Genomic DNA, 18,933 nt, shown 5'->3' on the forward strand with positions numbered 1-18,933 from the left:
TCAATTGTCTTTTTTCTAGAAGCGCTTCAGGGCTTTCAGGACTTTTGCAGGCGTAATCGGGACAGAATTGATCGTGGCATCGAACGGCGCGAGCGCGTCGTTGACGGCGTTGAGCACGCAGGCGGACGCCGCCGCGGTGCCGGCTTCGCCAACCCCCTTGGCACCGAGCTCGGTGTCGGCGGTCGGCGTCTCGACATGGCCGATGACGATGTCGGGCATCTCCATCGGCATCGGCACGAGGTAGTCGGCGAGCGAGCCGTTCATGAGCTGGCCGGTCTCGCTGTAGCGGCACTCCTCGAACAGCGCCGCGCCCAGCCCCTGCACGATGCCGCCGCGGAGTTGCTCGTCGACCAGCATCGGATTGATGACGCGGCCGCAATCCTCGACGATGAAATGTTTCAGGAGCTTGATGAGGCCGGTCTCGACGTCGACCTCCAGCGCGCAGCCCTGAATGCCGTTGGTGAAGGCAAAGGGATAGCCCTGCGGCGCGAAATGATGGCTCACGGTGAGCTGCGCCTGCGTGCCCGATGGCAGCGTGTCGGAGCGGAAATAGGCAATGCGCGCAATTTCGGAGATCGGCAGGCGCGGCTTGCGCGTTGCGACGTCCACGACCTCGCCATCGATGATGTCGAGCGCCGACGGCTGCGCCTGGAGAATGAGCGCGGCGACCTCCAGGATATTGCGCTTGAGCGCGCGCGTGGCCTGCAGCGCCGTCTCGCCGCCGATGCCGGCGCCGCGGCAGGCCCAGGTGGCGCCACCATGCGGCGTCACCTCGGTATCGCCGGTGACGACCTTGACGTGCTCCAGCGCGAGGCCAAGCTGATCGGCCACGATCTGGCTGATGATCGCCTCGGTGCCCTGCCCCTGCTCAGTGACGGAGATCAGGCAGCGCACCTCGCCCGATGGAGTCAGGCTGACGATCGCGCCGTCCTGCGAGGAGATGCGCGCCCCGCCGACGCCATAGAACGCGGGGCTGGGATTGGTGATCTCGACGAAGGTTGCGATACCGATGCCGCGATAGACGCCCCGCTTGCGCAAGTCCGCCTGCTCTGCGCGGAGCGCGTCATAGTCCATCATCTCGTGCAGGCGCTTGAGGCAGGTCTGATGTGACAGCGCCTCGAAGCGGTAACCAGTCGGCGAGATCTCGGGATAGGCATCGTCGGGGATGACGTTCTGCGCCCGGATGGCGAAGGGATCGAGGCCAATCTTGCTCGCTGCGATGTCAACCAGCCGCTCGGTGACCGCGCAGGCGATGGGATGGCCGACGGCGCGGTATTGGCTGGTCTGCACCTTGTTCTGGAAGATCACCTCGAGCGTGGCGCGATAGTTCTTGAAGCGATAGGGCGCGCCGATCAGACGGATCACCTGATTGCCCTCGACCACGCTGGTGCGCGGATAGGTCGAGAAGGCGCCGATCGCGGTCAAATCGACGACGTCCATCGCCAGGATCTCACCTTTGGCGTCGAGCGCCATGCGGGCGCGCACGCGGTGGTCGCGAGCGTGAATATCGGAGACGAAGGATTCTATGCGATCGGCGACGTACTTCACGGGCCTGCCGAGCAGGATCGAGAGACCGACCACCGCCATGTCCTCGTGATAGACATGCAGCTTCATCCCAAAGGAGCCGCCGATATCGGTCGCGATCACGCGGACACGGGCTTCCGGGATGCCGTAGTGGCGTGAATAGAGGTCCTGAAACTGATACGGGGTCTGCGTGCCGTGATGCACGGTGAGCATGCCCGCGGCAGGATCGTAATCCGCGACGAGCGCGCGCGGCTCCAGCGTCACCGCGGTGTGGCGACCGAAGGAAAACTCCTGCTCCACCACATGGGCCGCATGCGCAAAGGCGTCGTCGACGGTGCCGTTGTCGAGTTGGCTGCGGAAGCAGATGTTATTGGCGCTGCCGGGATTGACCAGTGCACCGCCGACCTGTCGCGCGCTGTCGAGATCGGCGACAACGGGGAGGTCTTCGTAATCGATCTCGATCAGCTCCAGCGCATCTTCGGCGATCGCCCGGCTTTCGGCGACAACGGCGACCACCGCCTGCCCGGCCCAGACCACGCGATCGAGCGGCAGCGGCATTTGCGGCGCGGAGGTCATGCCCTTGAAATGATCGAGCGTGCCGACCCATGGCGTGCAGATCTTGGCGAGATCCGCCCCGGTGGCGACGAGATGCACGCCTTCGATCGCGCGCGCCTCATCAATATTGATCGAAACGATCTTCGCATGCGCATGCGGGCTGCGCAGGAACGCGGCATAGAGCATGCGCGGCAGCTTGAGATCGCTGACATAGCGTCCCCGCCCGGCAAGCAGTCGCTTGGCGTTGGGCCGCGGCACGGACCGACCGATATAGGAATTGGGACGATCAAGCGAGGTCAGCGGCGCGCTCATGTCGCACCTCCGCCATCGCTGCGCGCTTTCGCCACCGCGTCGATGGCATCGACGATCGCCTCATAGCCGGTGCAGCGGCAGTAATTGCCCGACAGCGCGTCGCGGATCTCGTCGCGGCTCGGCTGCGTCGTCTGCGAGAGCAGTTCGTGGGCATTGATCAGCATGCCTGACGTGCAGAAGCCGCATTGCAGCGCATTGCGGCGGTGGAATTCGGCCTGCAGTTCGGCGAGCATCCCGCTTTCGGTGAGTCCCTCGATCGTTTCGATCCTGGCGCCGTCGGCCTGCACCGCGAAGATCAGGCAGGAATGCACGGCGCGGCCGTCGAGCTGAACCAGGCAGGCACCGCAAGCACCCATCTCGCAGCCGGCATGCGTGCCAGTCAGCTCGAGCTTGTCGCGCAGGCAATCGACCAGCGTGTCGCGCGGCGCAACCTCGCAGGCGACCTTGCGGCCGTTGACGACGAAGCGCACGCGCACCGTCTCGTCGGTTTCATCCAGAAGGGGCTCGTCAAGGCCCCTCATGCGCCCTCTCCGAGACGTCCGAGCAGGCGCCCCAGCAGCACGCGGGCGAGATGCAGCCGCATCGCCGGTGGCACCTCGTCGCTGTCGGGCGGCGCGAGATCGCCTTCCAGCGCTCCTTGCGCGGTGGCGATACGCCCCGCATCGAGACGCGAGCCGATCAAGATCGCCTCGGCTCCTTTCACCCGGGTCGGCGTATTGCCGACAGAGAAGAACGAGATGCGGATGTCGTCGACGCGATCACCGGCGAAGGTCGCGAGCATGCCGCAACCGACCAGCGCGTAGTCTCCACGCCGGCGCGCCAGCTCGTCGAATGCAAAGCGCTGGTCGGCCTTGAACAGCGGAACGTAGACCGCAATAATCAACTCGCCGGGCTGGAGCGCCGTTTCGAACAAGTCGATGAAGAAATCGTCGGCCCTGACGCGGCGGCGGCCCGAGGGACCGGCGATCTCGATCTCGGCATCGAGCGCCAGGGTCATCGCGGGAAATTCGGAGGCCGGGTCGGCCAGCGCGATGCTGCCGCCGAAGGTGCCGCGGTTGCGGATCGCGGGATGGGCGACGAACGGCGCCGCGGCATGCAAGAGCGGCGCGAACTCGGCAATCAGCGGCTCGCTCAGCATCTCGCAATGACGCGTCAACGCGCCGATGCGCAAATGGCCGCCTTCGCGCCTGACGCCGCGCAGGTCGTCAATGTGGGTGATGTCGATCAAGAGTCGCGGCGCCTGCAGCCGCAGCGACAGCGCCGGCACCAAGCTCTGGCCGCCGGCAATGAAGCGCGCGTCATCCCCGGCGCGTGCGTGAGCATCCAGCGCCTGGTCGATCGTCGTCGCACGAAAATAGCTGAAAGCCCTCGCCTTCACTGCCGTTTCCTCGAGATCCCTCGGCTCATCAGCCGGGATGCCAGATTTGTAACCACCTGGTCTCAAAATTCTGACATGCCTCCCTGGACCGGTCAACAGGAAATGACCATTTGGTCACAAAAGCACCTTGGGCTATGAAGGCAGCGGTACGTTGATTCAGCGACGAGATGGCCCGAAAACCGCAGAAAACGGCGAAGCGACCGGTTCGGAAGCGGACCGAGACAGGCAGCAAGTCCGCGCCAAAGCGTCGCAACATGCGCGCGGCCGACCGCGAGCGCGCGATCGTGGAGGAGGCCATCCGCTTCTTCGCCGAGCGCGGCTTCGAGGGGCAGACCCGCGAGCTTGCCAAGCGCATGGGCATCACGCATTCGGCGATCTATCGCCACTTCCCCAGCAAGGAGGCGTTGATCGAGCGGGTCTACCAGGAGGTCTATCTCAGCCGCTGGTCGCCCGATTGGGGACCGATGATCCGCGATCGTTCACTGTCCCTCGAAGCGCGGCTGACACGCTTCTATCTCGACTACGTCGAACGCGTGTTCGAATATAACTGGGTGCGGATCTTCGTGTTCTCCGGCATGAAGTCGTTCGGCATCACCAGCCGTTATCTCGACATCGTCCGCCGCGAGATCGTCGAGCCGGCCGCCGCAGAACTGCGTCACGAACTCGGGCTGCCCGGCGCAAAGGGCCATCCGCTCGGTGAGCGCGAGACCGAGCTGTTCTGGGGCCTGCACGGCCGCATCTTCTATCTCGCCATCCGAAAATTCATCTACGAGACGCCGATCCCGCCCGATCTCAACGCGATCGTCCGCGACGCCGTGCAGACTTTCATGGACGGCGCGAAGACAACGATGCCGAAGCTGCTGGTGAGCGACTAGCTACTTCGCAAGGCTCGGCAGATCGAGGCCCTTGTCGCGGGCGCAGTCGATCGCGATGTCGTAGCCCGCGTCAGCATGGCGCATGACGCCGCTGGCGGGATCGTTCCACAGCACCCGCTCGATGCGCTTCGCAGCCTCAGGCGTGCCGTCGGCGACGATTACCATGCCGGCGTGCTGCGAATAGCCGATGCCGACGCCGCCGCCGTGGTGCAGCGACACCCAGGTCGCACCGCTGGCGCAATTGAGCAGCGCGTTGAGCAGCGGCCAGTCCGACACCGCGTCCGATCCGTCCTTCATCGCCTCGGTCTCGCGGTTGGGGCTCGCCACGGAACCGCTGTCGAGATGATCGCGGCCGATCACGATGGGCGCTTTCAATTCACCGCGCGCCACCATCTCGTTGAAGGCTAGACCCAGGCGGTGACGATCGCCGAGGCCAACCCAGCAGATTCGCGCCGGCAGACCCTGGAACTTGATGCGCGCCTTGGCCATGTCGAGCCAATTGTGCAGATGTTTGTCGTCGGGCATCAGCTCCTTGACCTTGGCATCGGTCTTGAAGATGTCCTCGGGATCGCCCGACAACGCAGCCCAGCGGAACGGCCCGACGCCGCGGCAGAATAGCGGGCGGATATAGGCCGGCACGAAGCCGGGAAAATCGAAGGCATTCTTCAGGCCCATGTCCAGCGCCATCTGGCGGATGTTGTTGCCGTAGTCGAGCGTCGGAATGCCCTGCGCATGGAAATCCAGCATGGCCTGGACATGCTCGACCATCGAGGTCTTGGAGGCACGCTCGACCGCCTTCGGATCGGAAGCGCGCTTGGCTTCCCACTCCGCCAGCGTCCAGCCCTTCGGCAAATACCCGTTGATCGGATCATGCGCACTGGTCTGGTCGGTGACGATATCTGGCTTGACGCCGCGCCGCACCAGCTCCGGGAAAATCTCCGCGGCATTGCCGAGCAGGCCGACCGAGACGGCCTTCTTCGTCGCCGCGGCATCCGCCATGATCGCCAGCGCTTCGTCGAGGGTTGCGGCCTGACGGTCGAGATAGCCGGTGCGCAGGCGCATCTCGATGCGGCTCGGCTGGCATTCGACCGCGAGCATCGAGGCACCCGCCATGGTCGCCGCCAGCGGTTGTGCACCGCCCATGCCGCCAAGGCCGGCGGTGAGAATCCATTTGCCGGCGAGGCTGCCGCCATAATGCCGCCGCCCGACCTCGACGAAGGTCTCGTAAGTGCCCTGCACGATGCCCTGGCTGCCGATATAGATCCAGGACCCCGCCGTCATCTGGCCATACATCATCAGGCCCTGGCGATCGAGCTCGTTGAAATGGTCGAGCGTCGCCCAGTGCGGCACGATGTTGGAGTTCGCGATCAGCACCCGCGGCGCGTCGGCATGGGTGCGGAAAACGCCGACCGGCTTGCCGGACTGCACCAGCAGCGTCTGGTCGGCTTCGAGCTTGCGCAAGGCCGCAACGATCCGGTCAAAGCTCTCCCAGTCGCGCGCGGCGCGGCCGATGCCGCCATAGACGACGAGCTCGCTCGGACGCTCCGCAACATCCGGATCGAGATTGTTCATCAGCATGCGCAAGGGCGCTTCCGTCAGCCAGCTCTTGGCGCTGATATCGCTGCCGCGGGGCGCGCGGATGGTGCGGTCATTGTCCAGTCGGCGGTTCATGCGGACCCCTCTTCAGTCAAGTCGCGGAAACGGATCAGTTGGAAGCATGGTGAGCGCCACGGTCGGCAGCGCATCGGCCTCGACGAGCGCGGCAGCCTTGGCGAGATCGCCGGCCATATAGCGGTCGGCGCCGAGCGCCGGCACCTGTTCACGAAGTGCCGCGATGACGGCAGCGAGTGGCGCGCTGGTCGCATGCGGCGAGCGCAACGTGATGCCTTGGGCGGCGACCAGAAGCTCGATGCCGAGGATGGCGGCGAGGTTGTCGGCCATGTCGGCGAGGCGCCGAGCGGCATGCGCGGCCATCGAGACATGGTCTTCCTGGTTGGCGCTGGTCGGCGTCGAATCGACCGAACAAGCGAGCGCACGCTGCTTGTTCTCGGCGTAGAGGGCGGCGGCCGTCACCTCCGCGATCATGAAGCCGGAATTGAGTCCGGGATCGGGCGTGAGGAACGGCGGCAAGCCGAAATTGAGCGCGGGATCGACCAGCGTTGCAATGCGTCGCTCGCTGATCGCACCGATCTCCGACAGCGCCAGCGCAATCGCGTCGGCGGCAAAGGCCACCGGCTCGGCATGGAAGTTGCCGCCGGAGACGATCTCGCCGGTCTCGACCAGCACCAGCGGATTGTCGGTCACGGCGTTGGCCTCGACGATCAGCGTGCGCGCGGCCTGCGTGATCAGATCGAGCGCCGCGCCCGCCACCTGCGGCTGGCAACGCAGGCAATAGGGATCCTGCACGCGTTCGTCGCCTTCGAGGTGCGACAGACGGATGTCGCTGCCCTCGAGCAGCGCGGTCAGCGTCGCGGCCGCAGCGATCTGCCCGGCATGGCCGCGCAGCGCCTGGATCTCGGGACGGAACGGCGCCGTCGACGCCATTGCCGCATCGACCGACAATGCGCCGGTGACGAGCGCGGCGCGCGCCAAGCCGAAAGCGCGCAGCACGCCGGAGATGGCATAGGCGGTCGAGAATTGCGTGCCGTTGATCAGCGCGAGGCCTTCCTTGGGGCCCAGCGTCAGCGGCACGAGGCCGGCAGCCGCCAGCGCTTCGCCGCCCGGCACGAATTTTCCGTCAGCGATCGCCTGCCCCTCGCCGATCATCACCGCCGTCATATGCGCGAGCGGTGCAAGATCCCCGGAGGCACCGACCGAGCCCTGCTGCGGCACCAGCGGAGTGACGCCCCGTGCCATCATGGCCTGCAGCTGCTCGATCACCGCGCGGCGCACGCCGGAGGCGCCGCGCCCGAGCGAGACGATCTTCAGCGCCATCATCAGGCGAACGATCGGCTCGGGTGTGGGCTGGCCGACGCCGCAGCAATGCGACACGATCAGGTTGCGCTGAAGCAGCGCGGTCTGATCCGGCGGTATGCGCTTCGAGGCGAGCTTGCCGAATCCGGTGTTGATGCCGTAAACGGGGACGTCGGCTCGCGCGGCTCTTGCGACAATCTCCGCGGCTGCTTCGACGCGCGGCCAGAACGAGGGATCGAGCACGACGGGCGCACCATCGAGCACGCACGCGAGATCGTCGAGGCTGACCGTCCCCGGTCGGACGACGATCGCCGTGTCCTGCTCCGTCATTGCCCCCTCCACACCCGGCGGTGCAGCGGATTGAAGCCGATGCGGTAAACGAGCTCGGCCGGCCGTTCGACGTCCCAGATCGCGAGGTCGCACCATTTGCCGGCCTCCAGCGTGCCGGTCTCATCGAGCACACCAAGCGCCCGCGCGCCTTCACGGGTGATTCCGGCGATGCACTCGGCCACATTCATCCGGAACAGCGTCGCGCCCATGTTCATCGTGAGCAGCAGCGAGGTCAGCGGCGAGCTGCCGGGATTGCAGTCGGTCGCGAGCGCCATGGGAACGCCGTGCTTGCGGAATGCCTCGACCGGCGGCTTCTGCGTCTCGCGGATGAAGTAAAAGGCGCCCGGCAGCAGCACGGCCACAGTGCCGGCCTTCGCCATCGCGGCGGCGCCGGCTTCGTCGGTATACTCGAGATGATCGGCCGACAGTGCCGAGAATCTTGCGGCGAGGGCCGCGCCGCCAAGGTTCGACAGCTGGTCGGCGTGGAGCTTGACCGGTAGCCCAAGCCCTTTCGCCGTCTCGAACACTCGCGTCGTCTGTTCAGTCGAAAACGCGATGCCTTCCATGAAGGCGTCGACGGCGTCGGCGAGGCCCACCTTTGCAACGGCCGGCAGCATCTCGTTGCAAACGAGATCGATGTAGCGATCCTTGTCGCCATCTGCCTCCAGCGGCAGGGCGTGGGCTCCGAGAAAGGACGTACGGATCGCAACCCGCCGCTGGCGACCGAGGCTACGCGCGGCCGCCAGTTGCCGCAGCTCGGTCTCGGTGTCGAGGCCATAGCCGGATTTGATCTCGACGGTGGTTGCCCCCTCGCCAATCAGCGCATCGAGCCGCGGCAACGCACTCGCGATGAGATCTGCCTCGCTCGCCTTGCGCGTCGCCGCCACCGTGGCGACGATGCCGCCACCGGCACGCGCGATCTCCTCGTAGCTGGCGCCTTTCAGGCGCAGCTCGAATTCGTGCGCGCGGTTGCCGCCATAGACGAGATGGGTGTGGCAATCGACGAGGCCGGGCGTGATCCAGCGCCCCTCGCAGTTGGTCCGCTCGATCGCATCCGCATCCGCGGGAAAGTCCCCCGCCGCACCCGCGTAGACGATATGGCCGCCGCGCGCGGCGATGACACCATGCTCGATCTCGCCAAGATCCGGACGGTCGGCCCGCATCGTGTCGAGGCGTGCATTGTGCCAGATCCGGTCGAAGCGCTCTGCCATGCAACGGTCCCTTCGCGGATGTCCCTGCGCCCTGGGATGCTTGACTTATATGTCTAGACATATAATCGTAAGGCGGTTCTGTCCAGCCGGCGTGTAATCAATCATGACCCGACTGCATTTCGCCTCCGCGCTCCTGCCCTCGGGCTGGGCCAATGACGTGCAGGTGGTGATCACCCCCGGCGCGATCGCGGCGGTGACCGCGGGCGTGCAGCCTGCCGCAGGCGACGAGCGCCACGCCATCGCACTTCCGGGGCTGGCGAGCCTGCACAGCCATGCGTTCCAGCGCGGCATGGCGGGTCTCGCCGAGCTGCGCGGCAACTCTACCGATACGTTCTGGACATGGCGCGAGACGATGTATCGCTTCGCGCTCGCGATGACGCCGGACGACGTCGCTTCTGTTGCGACGCTGCTTTATGTCGAGATGCTGGAGCAGGGTTTTACCCGCGTCGGCGAATTCCATTATCTGCATCACGACCGCGACGGCTCTCCCTATGCCGATCCCGCCGAGATGGCCGCGCGGATCGCGCAGGCGGCCGAGGCCTCCGGCATTGCCCTGACGCTGCTGCCGAGTTTTTATGCGCACGGCTCCTTCGGCGGCACGGCGCCGCATGACGGTCAGCGCCGCTTCATCTGCTCGGTCGATCAGTTCGCCGAGCTGATGACGGCCTCGCGCAAGGCGATCAGCACATTGCCCGGTGCCAATATCGGCATCGCGCCGCACAGCCTGCGCGCGGTCACGCCGGACGAACTCGCGGCGATCGTTCCGCTCGCGAACGGCGGACCGGTGCACATTCACGCCGCCGAACAGGTGAAGGAAGTCGAGGATTGCCTGGCCTGGTCGGGTCGGCGGCCGGTGCAATGGCTGTTGGAGCATACGCCGGTTGACCGGCGCTGGTGCCTCATTCACGCGACCCACGCGACGGATGCGGAAGTCAGCGCACTCGCGAAGACCGGCGCGGTCGCCGGCCTCTGCCCCATCACCGAAGCCAGCCTCGGCGATGGCATCTTTCCCGCCCGTGAATTTCTCGCTGCCGGCGGCGCGCTCGGTATCGGCACTGATTCCAACGTGCTGGTCGGCGCCGCCGACGAATTGCGGCAGCTCGAATATGGCCAGCGACTCAAGCACCGCGAGCGCAACGTGCTCTCCGCCGGCGCAGGCCGCTCGACCGGACGCGCGCTGTTCGACCATGCGCTCGCGGGCGGCGCACAGGCGCTGGCGCAGACGACGATCGGCCTGGCGCCCGGCGCGCGCGCCGACATCGTCACGCTCGACGCCGCGCATCCGTCGCTGGCGGGGCGGCAGGGCGATGCCGCTATCGACGGCTGGATCTTTGCTGCAGGCGGCGGCGCGATCGACTGCGTCTGGGCCGGCGGCGAGAAGGTTGTCGAGGGCGGCCGGCACAGGCTGCGGCAGGCGGCGCGCGCGCGTTTCAACGCGGCCGTTCGGAGGCTCGTTGCATGAGCCTCGTGACCGATGCCGCCGACAAGCCGACGCTCTACAAGCGGATTCGCGCCGACATCGAGAAGCGCATCCTGACCGGCGAATGGCCGCCCGGACATCGCATCCCGTTCGAGCATGAACTGGTCGCGCGTTACGGCTGCTCGCGCATGACCGTGAACAAAGCGCTGTCGGAACTCGCGCAGGCAGATTTGATCGAACGGCGGCGCCGCGCCGGCTCGTTCGTGCGCCGGCCGCAACACATGTCGGCGGTGCTCAAGATCGCCGACATCCGCGCCGAGATCACCGCGCTGGGGCGCGCTTACGGCTATGAGCTGATCGGCCGCAAGCTGCGCGCCGCGACCGCGGCCGACCGTGATCGCCTCGGCGTGAAGAAGGCCGGCAAGGTGATCGCCATCACCTGCCGGCACAGCGCCGACAACGTGCCGTTCGCCGTCGAGGACAGGCTGATCGACCTGTCGTCCGTGCCTGATGCCGCGACCGCGGATTTCTCGCGCGAACCGCCCGGATCGTGGCTGCTTCACCACGTCCCGTGGACGGAGGCCGAGCACACGATCAGCGCCATCGTTGCGGACGATCATACGGCCGACGCGCTCGCGATCGCCGTCGGCGCGCCCTGTCTCGTGATCGATCGTTACACCTGGCGCAGTGCGCGCACGATCACCGCCGTGCGCCTGCTCTACCCCGGTGACTCTCACCGCCTTGTCGCGCGATTCAAGGGAGGCTGAGAGGATATGTCGGCACAAATCGTGCAACGCTTCGGGCAACGGTCCATATGGGCCGATGTGAACAGATCAACAGGACGTCAATCCATCGATCGGCAGAGGACGACAATCATGCGTAGTTCGACGATATTTGCGACAATCATTGCTCTCGCGACCGCCACTCCCGTGCTCGCCGATGACGTCAAGGTCGGCGTCGGCATCTCCGGGTGGACCGGCTTCGCGCCGCTGACGTTGGCGAAGGAGGCTGGCATCTTCAAGAAGAACGGCCTCGACGTCACCATCAAGAAGATTCCGCAGAAGGACCGCCACCTCGCCGTCGCCTCGGGCGACATCCAATGCGCGGCGACCACGGTCGAGACCTGGATTTCCTGGAACGCCAACGGCGTTGCGACCAAGCAGATCTTCCAGCTCGACAAGAGCTATGGCGCCGACGGCATGGCCGTGCGCAACGACGTCGCCGCGATCAAGGACCTGAAGGGCAAGACCGTCGCCGCCTCCGCGCCCGGCACCTCGCCGTATTTCGCACTGGCCTGGATGCTCAAGAAGAACGGGCTGTCGGTGAAGGACGTCACCATCGTGAACCTGGAGCCGGCTGCGGCCGCACAGGCCTTCGTCTCCGGCCAGAACGACGCCGCGATGACCTATGAGCCCTATCTGTCGACGGTGCGCGCCGCCCCCGACAAGGGCAAGATCATCGCGACCACGCTGGACTATCCGATGGTCATGGACACCTTCGGCTGCACGCCGAAATTCCTCTCCGAGAATCCCAAGGCCGCCAAGGCGCTCGCCGACAGCTATTTCGAGGCGCTCGACATGATCGCCAAGGATCAGGCCAAGGCCTATGAGATCATGGGCGCCGACGTGAAGCAGACCGGCGAGCAGTTCGGCAATTCGGCGAAATATCTGCGCTGGCAGGACAAGGCCGCCAACCAGAAGTTCTTCGCGGGCGACTTCCTGACCTTCAACAAGGAGGCCGCCGAGCTACTGCTCGAGATCGGCATCATCAAGGCCGCGCCGAAGGTCGAGGACCTCTTCGACGCCGGCTTCATCAAGTAAGTCACCTCAGGAGGTGCCGGCCCCGTCTCGCGGCGGGGCCGGCAAATCCGTTCACCGCCCGGATAAATCGTCGATGCATCCTCTGGATCCTGTGACATCGAAGCAGCGCGTGGCCTATGGCCTTGCGTTCTTCGTGCTGTTCGTTGCCCTCTGGTCGTGGGCAACGCTCGGCGGCCATGTGTCGAAGACCTTCCTTGCCAACCCCTTGACCATGGTGCAGGAGGGTTTCGACCTCTTGACCAAGCAGGGTTTCGTCTACGATATCGGAATGACCATCTGGCGCGTCGTCGGCGGCTTTGCGCTTGCCGCCATCATCGCGGTGCCGCTCGGGGTGCTGATGGGCGCCTACAAGCCGATCGAGGCCTTCCTCGAGCCGTTCGTCTCCTTCGCCCGCTACTTGCCCGCCTCGGCCTTCATTCCGCTCCTGATCCTGTGGGCCGGCATCGGCGAATTGCAGAAGCTGCTCGTCATCTTCATCGGCTCGGTGTTCCAGGTCATCCTGATGGTCGCGGTGACTGTCGGCGCCACGCGGCGCGATCTGATCGAGGCGGCCTACACGCTGGGCGCCGGCGACCGCGGCATCATCCGCCGCGTGCTGCTGCCCTCCTCCGCGCCCGAGATCGCCGAAATCCTGCGGCTGGTGTTGGGCTGGGCCTGGACCTACGTCATCGTCGCCGAGCTGATCGGCTCGTCCTCGGGCATCGGGCACATGATCACCGACAGCCAGGCCTTGCTCAACACCGGCCAGATCATCTTCGGCATCATCGTGATCGGGCTGATCGGCCTCCTGTCGGACTTCCTGTTCAAGGCCTTCAACGCCTGGCTGTTTCCGTGGAGGCTCGCATGACGATCCTCAAGATCGAGCAGGTCTCGCGCACCTTCCCGGCGCGCCACGGCAACGCGCCCACGAGGGCGCTGGAGCCGACCGACCTCATCATCGGCAACAACGACTTCGTCACGATCCTCGGCCCCTCCGGCTGCGGCAAGTCCACGCTGCTGCGCATCGTTGCCGGGCTCGATCGCCCGACCAGCGGGCGCGTTACGCTTGACGGCCGCGCGGTGACCGGCCCCGGCGCCGATCGCGGCATGGTTTTTCAGTCCTACACGCTGTTTCCATGGCTCACCGTTCGCGAGAACATCGCCTTCGGCCTGCGCGAGCGCGGCGTGTCCGAGGCGGAACGCAATGAGATCGCCGACGGCTTCATCCGCCAGGTCGGATTGTCCGGCTTCGAGAATCATTGGCCCAAGCAGCTCTCCGGCGGCATGCAGCAGCGCACCGCGATCGCGCGCGCGCTTGCCAACGATCCAAAAATCCTGCTGCTCGACGAGCCGTTCGGCGCGCTCGACAACCAGACCCGCGCCTTGATGCAGGAAATGCTGCTCAGCATCTGGGAGCGCGACCAGAAGACCGTGCTGTTCGTGACCCACGACATCGAGGAGGCCATCTTCCTCGGCAGCCGCGTCATCGTCATGAGCGCGCGCCCCGGCCGCATCAAAGCCGAGATCAATGTGGACCTGCCGCATCCGCGCTCCTACAAGATCAAGACCACGCCCGAATTCGTCAAGCTGAAGGAACGGCTGGTCGAGGAGATCCGCACCGAGGCGCTGAAGGTTGCCGAACATGCCTGACAATCGTCCTTCCGTCGACGGTGCGCGCGTCCTTGCCGACCTCAACGCGCTCCGCGCCATCGGAGCCTACAGGAGCGGCGTGCACAAGCCGACCTTCTCCGAGCCGCACAAGCTTTCGCTGGAGTGGCTGGTGCGCAAGCTGCCCGGCGCCGGCCTCTCCGCTTCGATCGACGGCATCGGCAACGTGTTCGGGACCAGTGCCAAGTCCGGGCCGAAACTGCTGGCCGGTTCGCACCTGGAGAGCCAGAACTACGCCGGCTGGCTCGATGGCCCGCTCGGCGTCGTCTATGCGCTCGAGGCTGCGCGCGTTCTCAACGCCGATCCCTCCGTCAAGGGCGCCGTCGAAGTTGCCGCCTGGTGCGACGAGGAAGGACATTTTGGGCATTTCCTCGGCTCGCGATCCTATGTCGGACAGGTCACCGAGGCCGACATCGACGCCGCGCGCGACCGCACCAGCGGCCGCCCCATGCGCGATGCGCTCGCCGAGATGGGGCTCGCTGGGCGTGCGCGCGTCACCGCCGAGCCGGGGCGACACGTCGGATATCTGGAAGCCCATATCGAGCAGGGCGACACGCTCGAAAGCGGTAAGCTCACGATCGGCGTCGTGACCTCCATCGTCGGCATCTGGCAATACCGGATCAATTTTGTCGGCGAGCAGAACCACGCCGGCACCACGCGCATGGCGGTACGCAAGGACGCGGGTCTCGCGCTCGCAAGATTCTGCGTGGCGATCGACGAGCGTTTTCCGGCCGCCTGCGGTCCGCGCACCGTCTGGACCACCGGGCGCATCACGCTCGATCCGGGCGCGCCGAGCATCATTCCGGGCGGCGGCGAAATGCTGTTCCAGATCCGCGACGACGATCCGGCTGTCATTGCGCGGCTGGAGCAGCTGCTGCGGACCATGGCAGACGAGACCAGCGCGAGCGGCCCCTGCGCCGTCACCGTCGAGAAGCTGCGCACCGGTGCGCCCGCCAGGATGAATTCCGGCTTTCAGGACGCGATCGAAGCCGCAAGCAAGGCGCTGGCCGGTGGACGATCGATTCGCATGCCCAGTGGGGCCGGCCACGATGCGCAGATGCTGGCGACGGTCATGCCGGCCGGCATGCTGTTCGTTCCGTCGATCGGCGGCATCAGCCATCACTGGACCGAAAACACCGCCGACGCCGATATCGTCACCGGCGCAGAGGTGTTCGTCGATGCTTGCAGGCGGATCCTCGGGGGCTAGAACGACGTCCCCCCGCCGAACCTGAACTCCTGGACCACGTCGTATTTGCCCTTCGTGATCGGCACCGCATAGTCGAAGCGGAGCGGCCCGAACGGGGAGGCCCAGATCAGGCCGACGCCGACCGACGATCGCACCGTGTTGCCGTCGTCATATTGCAAGCCGCAGGTCGGGCACGCCTTGGTGTTGACTTCGCCCGTGGCTGACCACGAGGTCGGTCCCTGGTAGCCCCAGAGCGATCCGGCATCGGCGTAGACGGCGCCCTTCAGGCCGACTTCCTTGGGCAGGAACCAGAACGGCATCTGCAGCTCCATCGACGCGCCCCAATATTTCGTGCCGCCGAGCGCATCGCCGTTGGAGCCGTAGTTGTAATAGGTGATGTCGCGTGGACCGATGCCGTTCGAGGCGAAGCCGCGCACCAGGTTCGCCCCCATCTGGAAGTGATCCAACATGCGCAGATCCTGGTTGCCGAGCTTGCTGAGGAGACCGCCCTGGAGGTGGATCACGCTGACGATCTCGGAGACGAGCGGCGTGTAGTATTTGGTGTCCAGCGCGGTCTTCAGATAGGTGACGTCGCCGCCGACGCCGGCGAAATCCTGCCGGAAGTCGACTAGCAATCCGTCCGTCGGGTTCTTGGTGTTGTCGAGCGTGTTGTAGTTCAGCGTGTAGCCGAGCGCCGAGGTCCAGGTCGCACCGTTCGCCAGCTCCTTTCGGACCGGCAAGCTCGACTCGCCGTCGCCGTAGCAGCCGTAGCCATAGACTCCCGAGCTCGTGGAATTGGTCGGGTCCGCGCCGCCCAGGACGTTCTGGATGTAGGCCGGCGTCGGATTATAGGCCAGCGAGGCGTTGGACGCGTTGTTGTTGCAATTGTTGTAGGCGCTGGCGAGCGTGATGCTCTGCTGATAGAGCGAATAGCGCAGCTGCAGGGTGAGATCCTCGCGCAAGGCCAGTCCAATGCGCGGGGAGAAGCCCAGTGTCGTCACGCCGTAGCTCGTATAGCTGTTCGACTTCTGCTCCTTCCAATAGGTGTCGAACCCGAGCGCCATCCGGTAGTCGAGCAGATAAGGCTCGACGAAGGACAACGATACGCCGCGTGAATATTGGCCGTAACTGACCGATGCCTTGGCATAGAGCCCGCGGCCGAGCAGGTTGCGCTCGGAGATCGAGACTTCCGCCAGCGCACCGTCGGTGGTGGAATAACCGCCCGAGATCGAGAAGTCGCCGGTCGACTTCTCCTCCATCTCGACGACGAGGATCACGCGATCGCTGGAGGAGCCGGGCTCGGTGACGATCTTGACGCTCTTGAAGTAGTCGAGGTTCTTCAGGCGCCGCTCGGCGCGGTCGACCAGCGCGCGGTTGTAGGCGTCCCCTTCCGAGAGGTCGAATTCGCGGCGGATCACGTAATCGCGGGTGCGGGTGTTGCCGCGCAGGTTGATACGCTCGATATAGGTCCGCGGGCCTTCGTCGACATTGAACACGACGGAGACGGTGTGCGCCTCGAAATTGCGGTCGCCGCCGGGACGGACCACGGCGAAGGCATAGCCGCGGCGCGAGGCCTCGATCTGCATCTCTTCGGTCGACTTCTCGACCAATTCGACGTTGTAGAGCGAGCCGGCGCTGACGCGCGAATAGGTGCGGAGCGAGCCCGTGTCGAAGTTGGGAATGCTGGAGCGGAAGTCGACGGAGCCGATGCGATATTGAGCGCCTTCCTCGATCTTGAAGGTCACCAGAAAGCCCTTCTTCTCCGGATCGTATTCGGTGAGCGCGGCCACGACCTGGACGTCGGCGTAACCGTTCTTGAGGTAGAAGCGGCGGATTAGGTCGCGGTCGGCCTCGACGCGATCGGGATCGTAGATGTCGTTGCTGCCGAGGAAGCTGAGCAGGTTGCTCTCATGCGTCTTGATGATGTCGCGCAGGCGCGAGGCCGAGAAGGCGCCGTTGCCGACGAACTCGACCGACTTGACCGAGGTCTTGGCACCCTCCTCGACCGTGAAGATGAGATCGACGCGGTTGTTCGGCTGTTCGATGATCTCGGGCGTGACGCGGACGTCGTAACGGCCGGAGCGCCGGTAGATCTCGGCGATGCGCAGCGTGTCGGACTGCACCAGCGCCCGCGAGAAGGATCCGCGCGGCTTGGACTGGATTTCCCCCGAGAGCTGCTCGTCCTTGATCTTCTTGTTGCCCTCGAAGGCGATGCGGCCGATCACGGCATTCTCGACCACCGACACCACGATGCGGCCACCGGCCTGATTGATCTTCACGTCCTGGAACAGGCCGGTCGCGATCAGCGCCTTGAGCCCGTCATCGACGGCGGATTGATCGAGACGCCCGCCCGGGCCGGGCTTGAAATAGGAGCGGACCGTCTCGGCCTCCACGCGGCGATTGCCTTCGACCACGATCGTCTGCGTCGCCTGCGCGGCTGCCGGCAGCGGCCACAGCCCAAGCGGAAGTGAGCTTGCAATCGATACAGCACTCATCGCCACGGCGATCAGCCAGGCCCGCAAAAACGACATTCCACACCTCAACGATACCTCGCCTGCTCTGAAACGAGACGGCTGTGGCCGCGGTGTGGCCTGGAGATTGCTGTATTGTTTCCGGTCGTTGAATTTGATTGGTCGATCGGCAGCGCGTGCGCCTCGGCCCGCAATGACCGCACGCATTGTGAGCAGCGACCGAGCCGCCTCGAAGCTGCCGCGCCGGCACTTGCCCAAGCGGAGGTTCAGCAACATCGCGCAACGCCGGGATTCTTTACAGGTTCTTAAGCTGGTGCGAGAGGCGGCCGCATCAGGAACTCGCACAGGATGTTGTCCGATGAACGCGCTTGTCACGACCCGAGCGGTGCTGGTCGCCCTCCTCGCCTCGACCTTCGCCGCTCATCCCGCCACCGCCGGCAAGCGCGAGCCGCCGCGAGCGGCCCAGGACGCGGTTTACGAGTACGGCCCGCGCGGCCCCAATCGTTCCTATCAATCCGGTCCGCGTACGCGCATCTATGTCAGCAAGCGATCGTGGCTTGACGGCGGGACCGAGGTGCTCCCCGGCGAGCGCAAGTTCACCGACTATGCCTTCCCGCCCGGCGCCTCATTCGCACGCAGCAACAACAACCGGCCGCTCGACCGGCAGCCGCTCAGCCCCGACTCCGATCTGGGCGGATTTGCGCAGCGGATTCCGATTGCGTGGTGGTTCTGACTCGTATCCCGGACAAGCCGCAACGCGTTGAGCGTTGCGGCGCAGAGCCGGGTCCCAGGGCGACGCGGCACAATGCGGATGGATGGGCCCCGGCTCTGCAGCGCACCGTCCACCCGGACGATGCTTCACATCGCCGGGAACGCTGCGCTGCGTCCGAGGCACGAGTGGAGAGTGTGGTGCATACCGCCTCCACTGCGAGCGCAACGACGAGACTTTCAATTCCGTCATCCTGAGGTGCGAGGCTTGCGATGCGAAGCATCGTGAGCGGAGCCTCGAAGGATGGACGGCCGCGATACAGCCGGGCCGTCGCCCTTCGAGGCTTGCTCCGCGGCGCGATGCGCCGCAGAGCGCGCACCTCAGGGTGACGGTCATAGGGGTTTTGCCACGCTTCTATCGCAGACATGCCTCTTCGGCCTCGCGGCGCGTTTCGCCCGAGCTTTGCTTGGGTCTCCACCCTCTCAAAGCCAAGAAGGCGCAGGGAAGGCCGGGTGCCAGCGCGCACCCGCGGTCCGCTGCGCGAAAATGCACACGCAGGAAGAACCGCACAGCAGCATACAG

15 protein-coding genes are annotated in these 18,933 nt (G+C 65.6%); 8 read left to right on the forward strand and 7 right to left on the reverse strand.

The window, feature by feature from the left end:
* Nucleotides 1-15: 15 nt before the first annotated feature.
* The 3 genes from UNPA324_RS05535 to UNPA324_RS05545 are packed head-to-tail and all read right to left on the reverse strand — an operon-like array spanning nt 16 to nt 3,769.
* The gene (locus UNPA324_RS05535) at nt 16-2,391 is read right to left on the reverse strand and encodes a xanthine dehydrogenase family protein molybdopterin-binding subunit (RefSeq protein WP_141933880.1); all 2,376 of its coding nucleotides are present in this window, start codon (nt 2,389-2,391) and stop codon (nt 16-18) included.
* On the reverse strand, nt 2,388-2,912 hold the full coding sequence (locus UNPA324_RS05540; RefSeq protein ID WP_141933882.1) for a (2Fe-2S)-binding protein: 525 nt from the start codon (nt 2,910-2,912) through the stop codon (nt 2,388-2,390). Before UNPA324_RS05540 ends, UNPA324_RS05535 begins: the two co-directional genes overlap by 4 nt.
* Nucleotides 2,909-3,769 (reverse strand): FAD binding domain-containing protein, encoded by an 861-nt coding sequence (locus UNPA324_RS05545; protein WP_141933883.1) that lies wholly within the window; start codon nt 3,767-3,769, stop codon nt 2,909-2,911. The genes UNPA324_RS05540 and UNPA324_RS05545 overlap by 4 nt, the downstream gene beginning before the upstream one ends.
* Before the next feature lie 254 nt (nt 3,770-4,023).
* Between UNPA324_RS05545 and UNPA324_RS05550 the strand changes: the two genes are divergently transcribed.
* On the forward strand, nt 4,024-4,644 hold the full coding sequence (locus tag UNPA324_RS05550; RefSeq protein ID WP_164936291.1) for a TetR/AcrR family transcriptional regulator: 621 nt from the start codon (nt 4,024-4,026) through the stop codon (nt 4,642-4,644).
* Here the strand turns inward: UNPA324_RS05550 and hutU are convergent, their stop codons facing one another.
* The 3 genes from hutU to hutI are packed head-to-tail and all read right to left on the reverse strand — an operon-like array spanning nt 4,645 to nt 9,098.
* Nucleotides 4,645-6,315, reverse strand: a complete 1,671-nt coding sequence (gene hutU, locus UNPA324_RS05555; RefSeq protein ID WP_141933885.1) for a urocanate hydratase — start codon at nt 6,313-6,315, stop codon at nt 4,645-4,647.
* Between the two features lie 12 nt (nt 6,316-6,327).
* The gene (hutH, locus tag UNPA324_RS05560) at nt 6,328-7,887 is read right to left on the reverse strand and encodes a histidine ammonia-lyase (RefSeq protein WP_141933887.1); all 1,560 of its coding nucleotides are present in this window, start codon (nt 7,885-7,887) and stop codon (nt 6,328-6,330) included.
* Nucleotides 7,884-9,098 carry an imidazolonepropionase gene (hutI, locus tag UNPA324_RS05565; RefSeq protein WP_141933889.1) on the reverse strand — a complete coding sequence of 405 codons (1,215 nt, stop codon included), beginning with the start codon at nt 9,096-9,098 and terminating at the stop codon, nt 7,884-7,886. Before hutI ends, hutH begins: the two co-directional genes overlap by 4 nt.
* A gap of 103 nt (nt 9,099-9,201) precedes the next feature.
* Here hutI and UNPA324_RS05570 point away from each other — a divergent pair, with 103 nt between their 5' ends.
* From UNPA324_RS05570 to UNPA324_RS05595, 6 genes are all read left to right on the forward strand, one after another.
* Nucleotides 9,202-10,560, forward strand: a complete 1,359-nt coding sequence (locus tag UNPA324_RS05570) for a formimidoylglutamate deiminase (RefSeq protein WP_141933891.1) — start codon at nt 9,202-9,204, stop codon at nt 10,558-10,560.
* Nucleotides 10,557-11,285: a histidine utilization transcriptional repressor HutC gene (gene hutC, locus UNPA324_RS05575; RefSeq protein ID WP_141933893.1), complete on the forward strand. Its 729-nt coding sequence runs from the start codon at nt 10,557-10,559 to the stop codon at nt 11,283-11,285. Before UNPA324_RS05570 ends, hutC begins: the two co-directional genes overlap by 4 nt.
* A gap of 108 nt (nt 11,286-11,393) precedes the next feature.
* On the forward strand, nt 11,394-12,338 hold the full coding sequence (locus UNPA324_RS05580; RefSeq protein WP_141933895.1) for an ABC transporter substrate-binding protein: 945 nt from the start codon (nt 11,394-11,396) through the stop codon (nt 12,336-12,338).
* Between the two features lie 73 nt (nt 12,339-12,411).
* Complete coding sequence (locus UNPA324_RS05585; protein ID WP_141933897.1) at nt 12,412-13,185, forward strand: ABC transporter permease; 774 nt, start codon at nt 12,412-12,414, stop codon at nt 13,183-13,185.
* On the forward strand, nt 13,182-13,967 hold the full coding sequence (locus tag UNPA324_RS05590; protein ID WP_181769300.1) for an ABC transporter ATP-binding protein: 786 nt from the start codon (nt 13,182-13,184) through the stop codon (nt 13,965-13,967). Before UNPA324_RS05585 ends, UNPA324_RS05590 begins: the two co-directional genes overlap by 4 nt.
* On the forward strand, nt 13,960-15,192 hold the full coding sequence (locus tag UNPA324_RS05595) for a Zn-dependent hydrolase (RefSeq protein WP_141933901.1): 1,233 nt from the start codon (nt 13,960-13,962) through the stop codon (nt 15,190-15,192). Before UNPA324_RS05590 ends, UNPA324_RS05595 begins: the two co-directional genes overlap by 8 nt.
* On the opposite strand, the gene bamA is transcribed toward UNPA324_RS05595, so the two are convergent.
* Nucleotides 15,189-17,702 (reverse strand): outer membrane protein assembly factor BamA, encoded by a 2,514-nt coding sequence (gene bamA, locus UNPA324_RS05600; RefSeq protein ID WP_141933903.1) that lies wholly within the window; start codon nt 17,700-17,702, stop codon nt 15,189-15,191. The genes UNPA324_RS05595 and bamA overlap by 4 nt on opposite strands.
* Before the next feature lie 298 nt (nt 17,703-18,000).
* Here bamA and UNPA324_RS05605 point away from each other — a divergent pair, with 298 nt between their 5' ends.
* Nucleotides 18,001-18,375: a hypothetical protein gene (locus UNPA324_RS05605; protein WP_141933906.1), complete on the forward strand. Its 375-nt coding sequence runs from the start codon at nt 18,001-18,003 to the stop codon at nt 18,373-18,375.
* Nucleotides 18,376-18,933: the final 558 nt, after the last annotated feature.

It is taken from the genome of Bradyrhizobium sp. UNPA324, assembly GCF_006658635.1.
In the GTDB taxonomy this organism is placed as follows: Bacteria; Pseudomonadota; Alphaproteobacteria; order Rhizobiales; family Xanthobacteraceae; genus Bradyrhizobium; species Bradyrhizobium nanningense.

Coding starts and splice junctions, on each gene's coding strand:
- UNPA324_RS05535 (WP_141933880.1), bottom strand. CDS start 2,391: ATGAGCGCGCCGCTGACCTCGCTTGATCGTCCCAATTCCTATATCGGT.
- UNPA324_RS05540 (WP_141933882.1), bottom strand. CDS start 2,912: ATGAGGGGCCTTGACGAGCCCCTTCTGGATGAAACCGACGAGACGGTG.
- UNPA324_RS05550 (WP_164936291.1), top strand. CDS start 4,024: ATGCGCGCGGCCGACCGCGAGCGCGCGATCGTGGAGGAGGCCATCCGC.
- hutU (WP_141933885.1), bottom strand. CDS start 6,315: ATGAACCGCCGACTGGACAATGACCGCACCATCCGCGCGCCCCGCGGC.
- hutH (WP_141933887.1), bottom strand. CDS start 7,887: ATGACGGAGCAGGACACGGCGATCGTCGTCCGACCGGGGACGGTCAGC.
- hutI (WP_141933889.1), bottom strand. CDS start 9,098: ATGGCAGAGCGCTTCGACCGGATCTGGCACAATGCACGCCTCGACACG.
- UNPA324_RS05570 (WP_141933891.1), top strand. CDS start 9,202: ATGACCCGACTGCATTTCGCCTCCGCGCTCCTGCCCTCGGGCTGGGCC.
- hutC (WP_141933893.1), top strand. CDS start 10,557: ATGAGCCTCGTGACCGATGCCGCCGACAAGCCGACGCTCTACAAGCGG.
- UNPA324_RS05580 (WP_141933895.1), top strand. CDS start 11,394: ATGCGTAGTTCGACGATATTTGCGACAATCATTGCTCTCGCGACCGCC.
- UNPA324_RS05585 (WP_141933897.1), top strand. CDS start 12,412: ATGCATCCTCTGGATCCTGTGACATCGAAGCAGCGCGTGGCCTATGGC.
- UNPA324_RS05590 (WP_181769300.1), top strand. CDS start 13,182: ATGACGATCCTCAAGATCGAGCAGGTCTCGCGCACCTTCCCGGCGCGC.
- UNPA324_RS05595 (WP_141933901.1), top strand. CDS start 13,960: ATGCCTGACAATCGTCCTTCCGTCGACGGTGCGCGCGTCCTTGCCGAC.
- bamA (WP_141933903.1), bottom strand. CDS start 17,702: ATGTCGTTTTTGCGGGCCTGGCTGATCGCCGTGGCGATGAGTGCTGTA.
- UNPA324_RS05605 (WP_141933906.1), top strand. CDS start 18,001: ATGAACGCGCTTGTCACGACCCGAGCGGTGCTGGTCGCCCTCCTCGCC.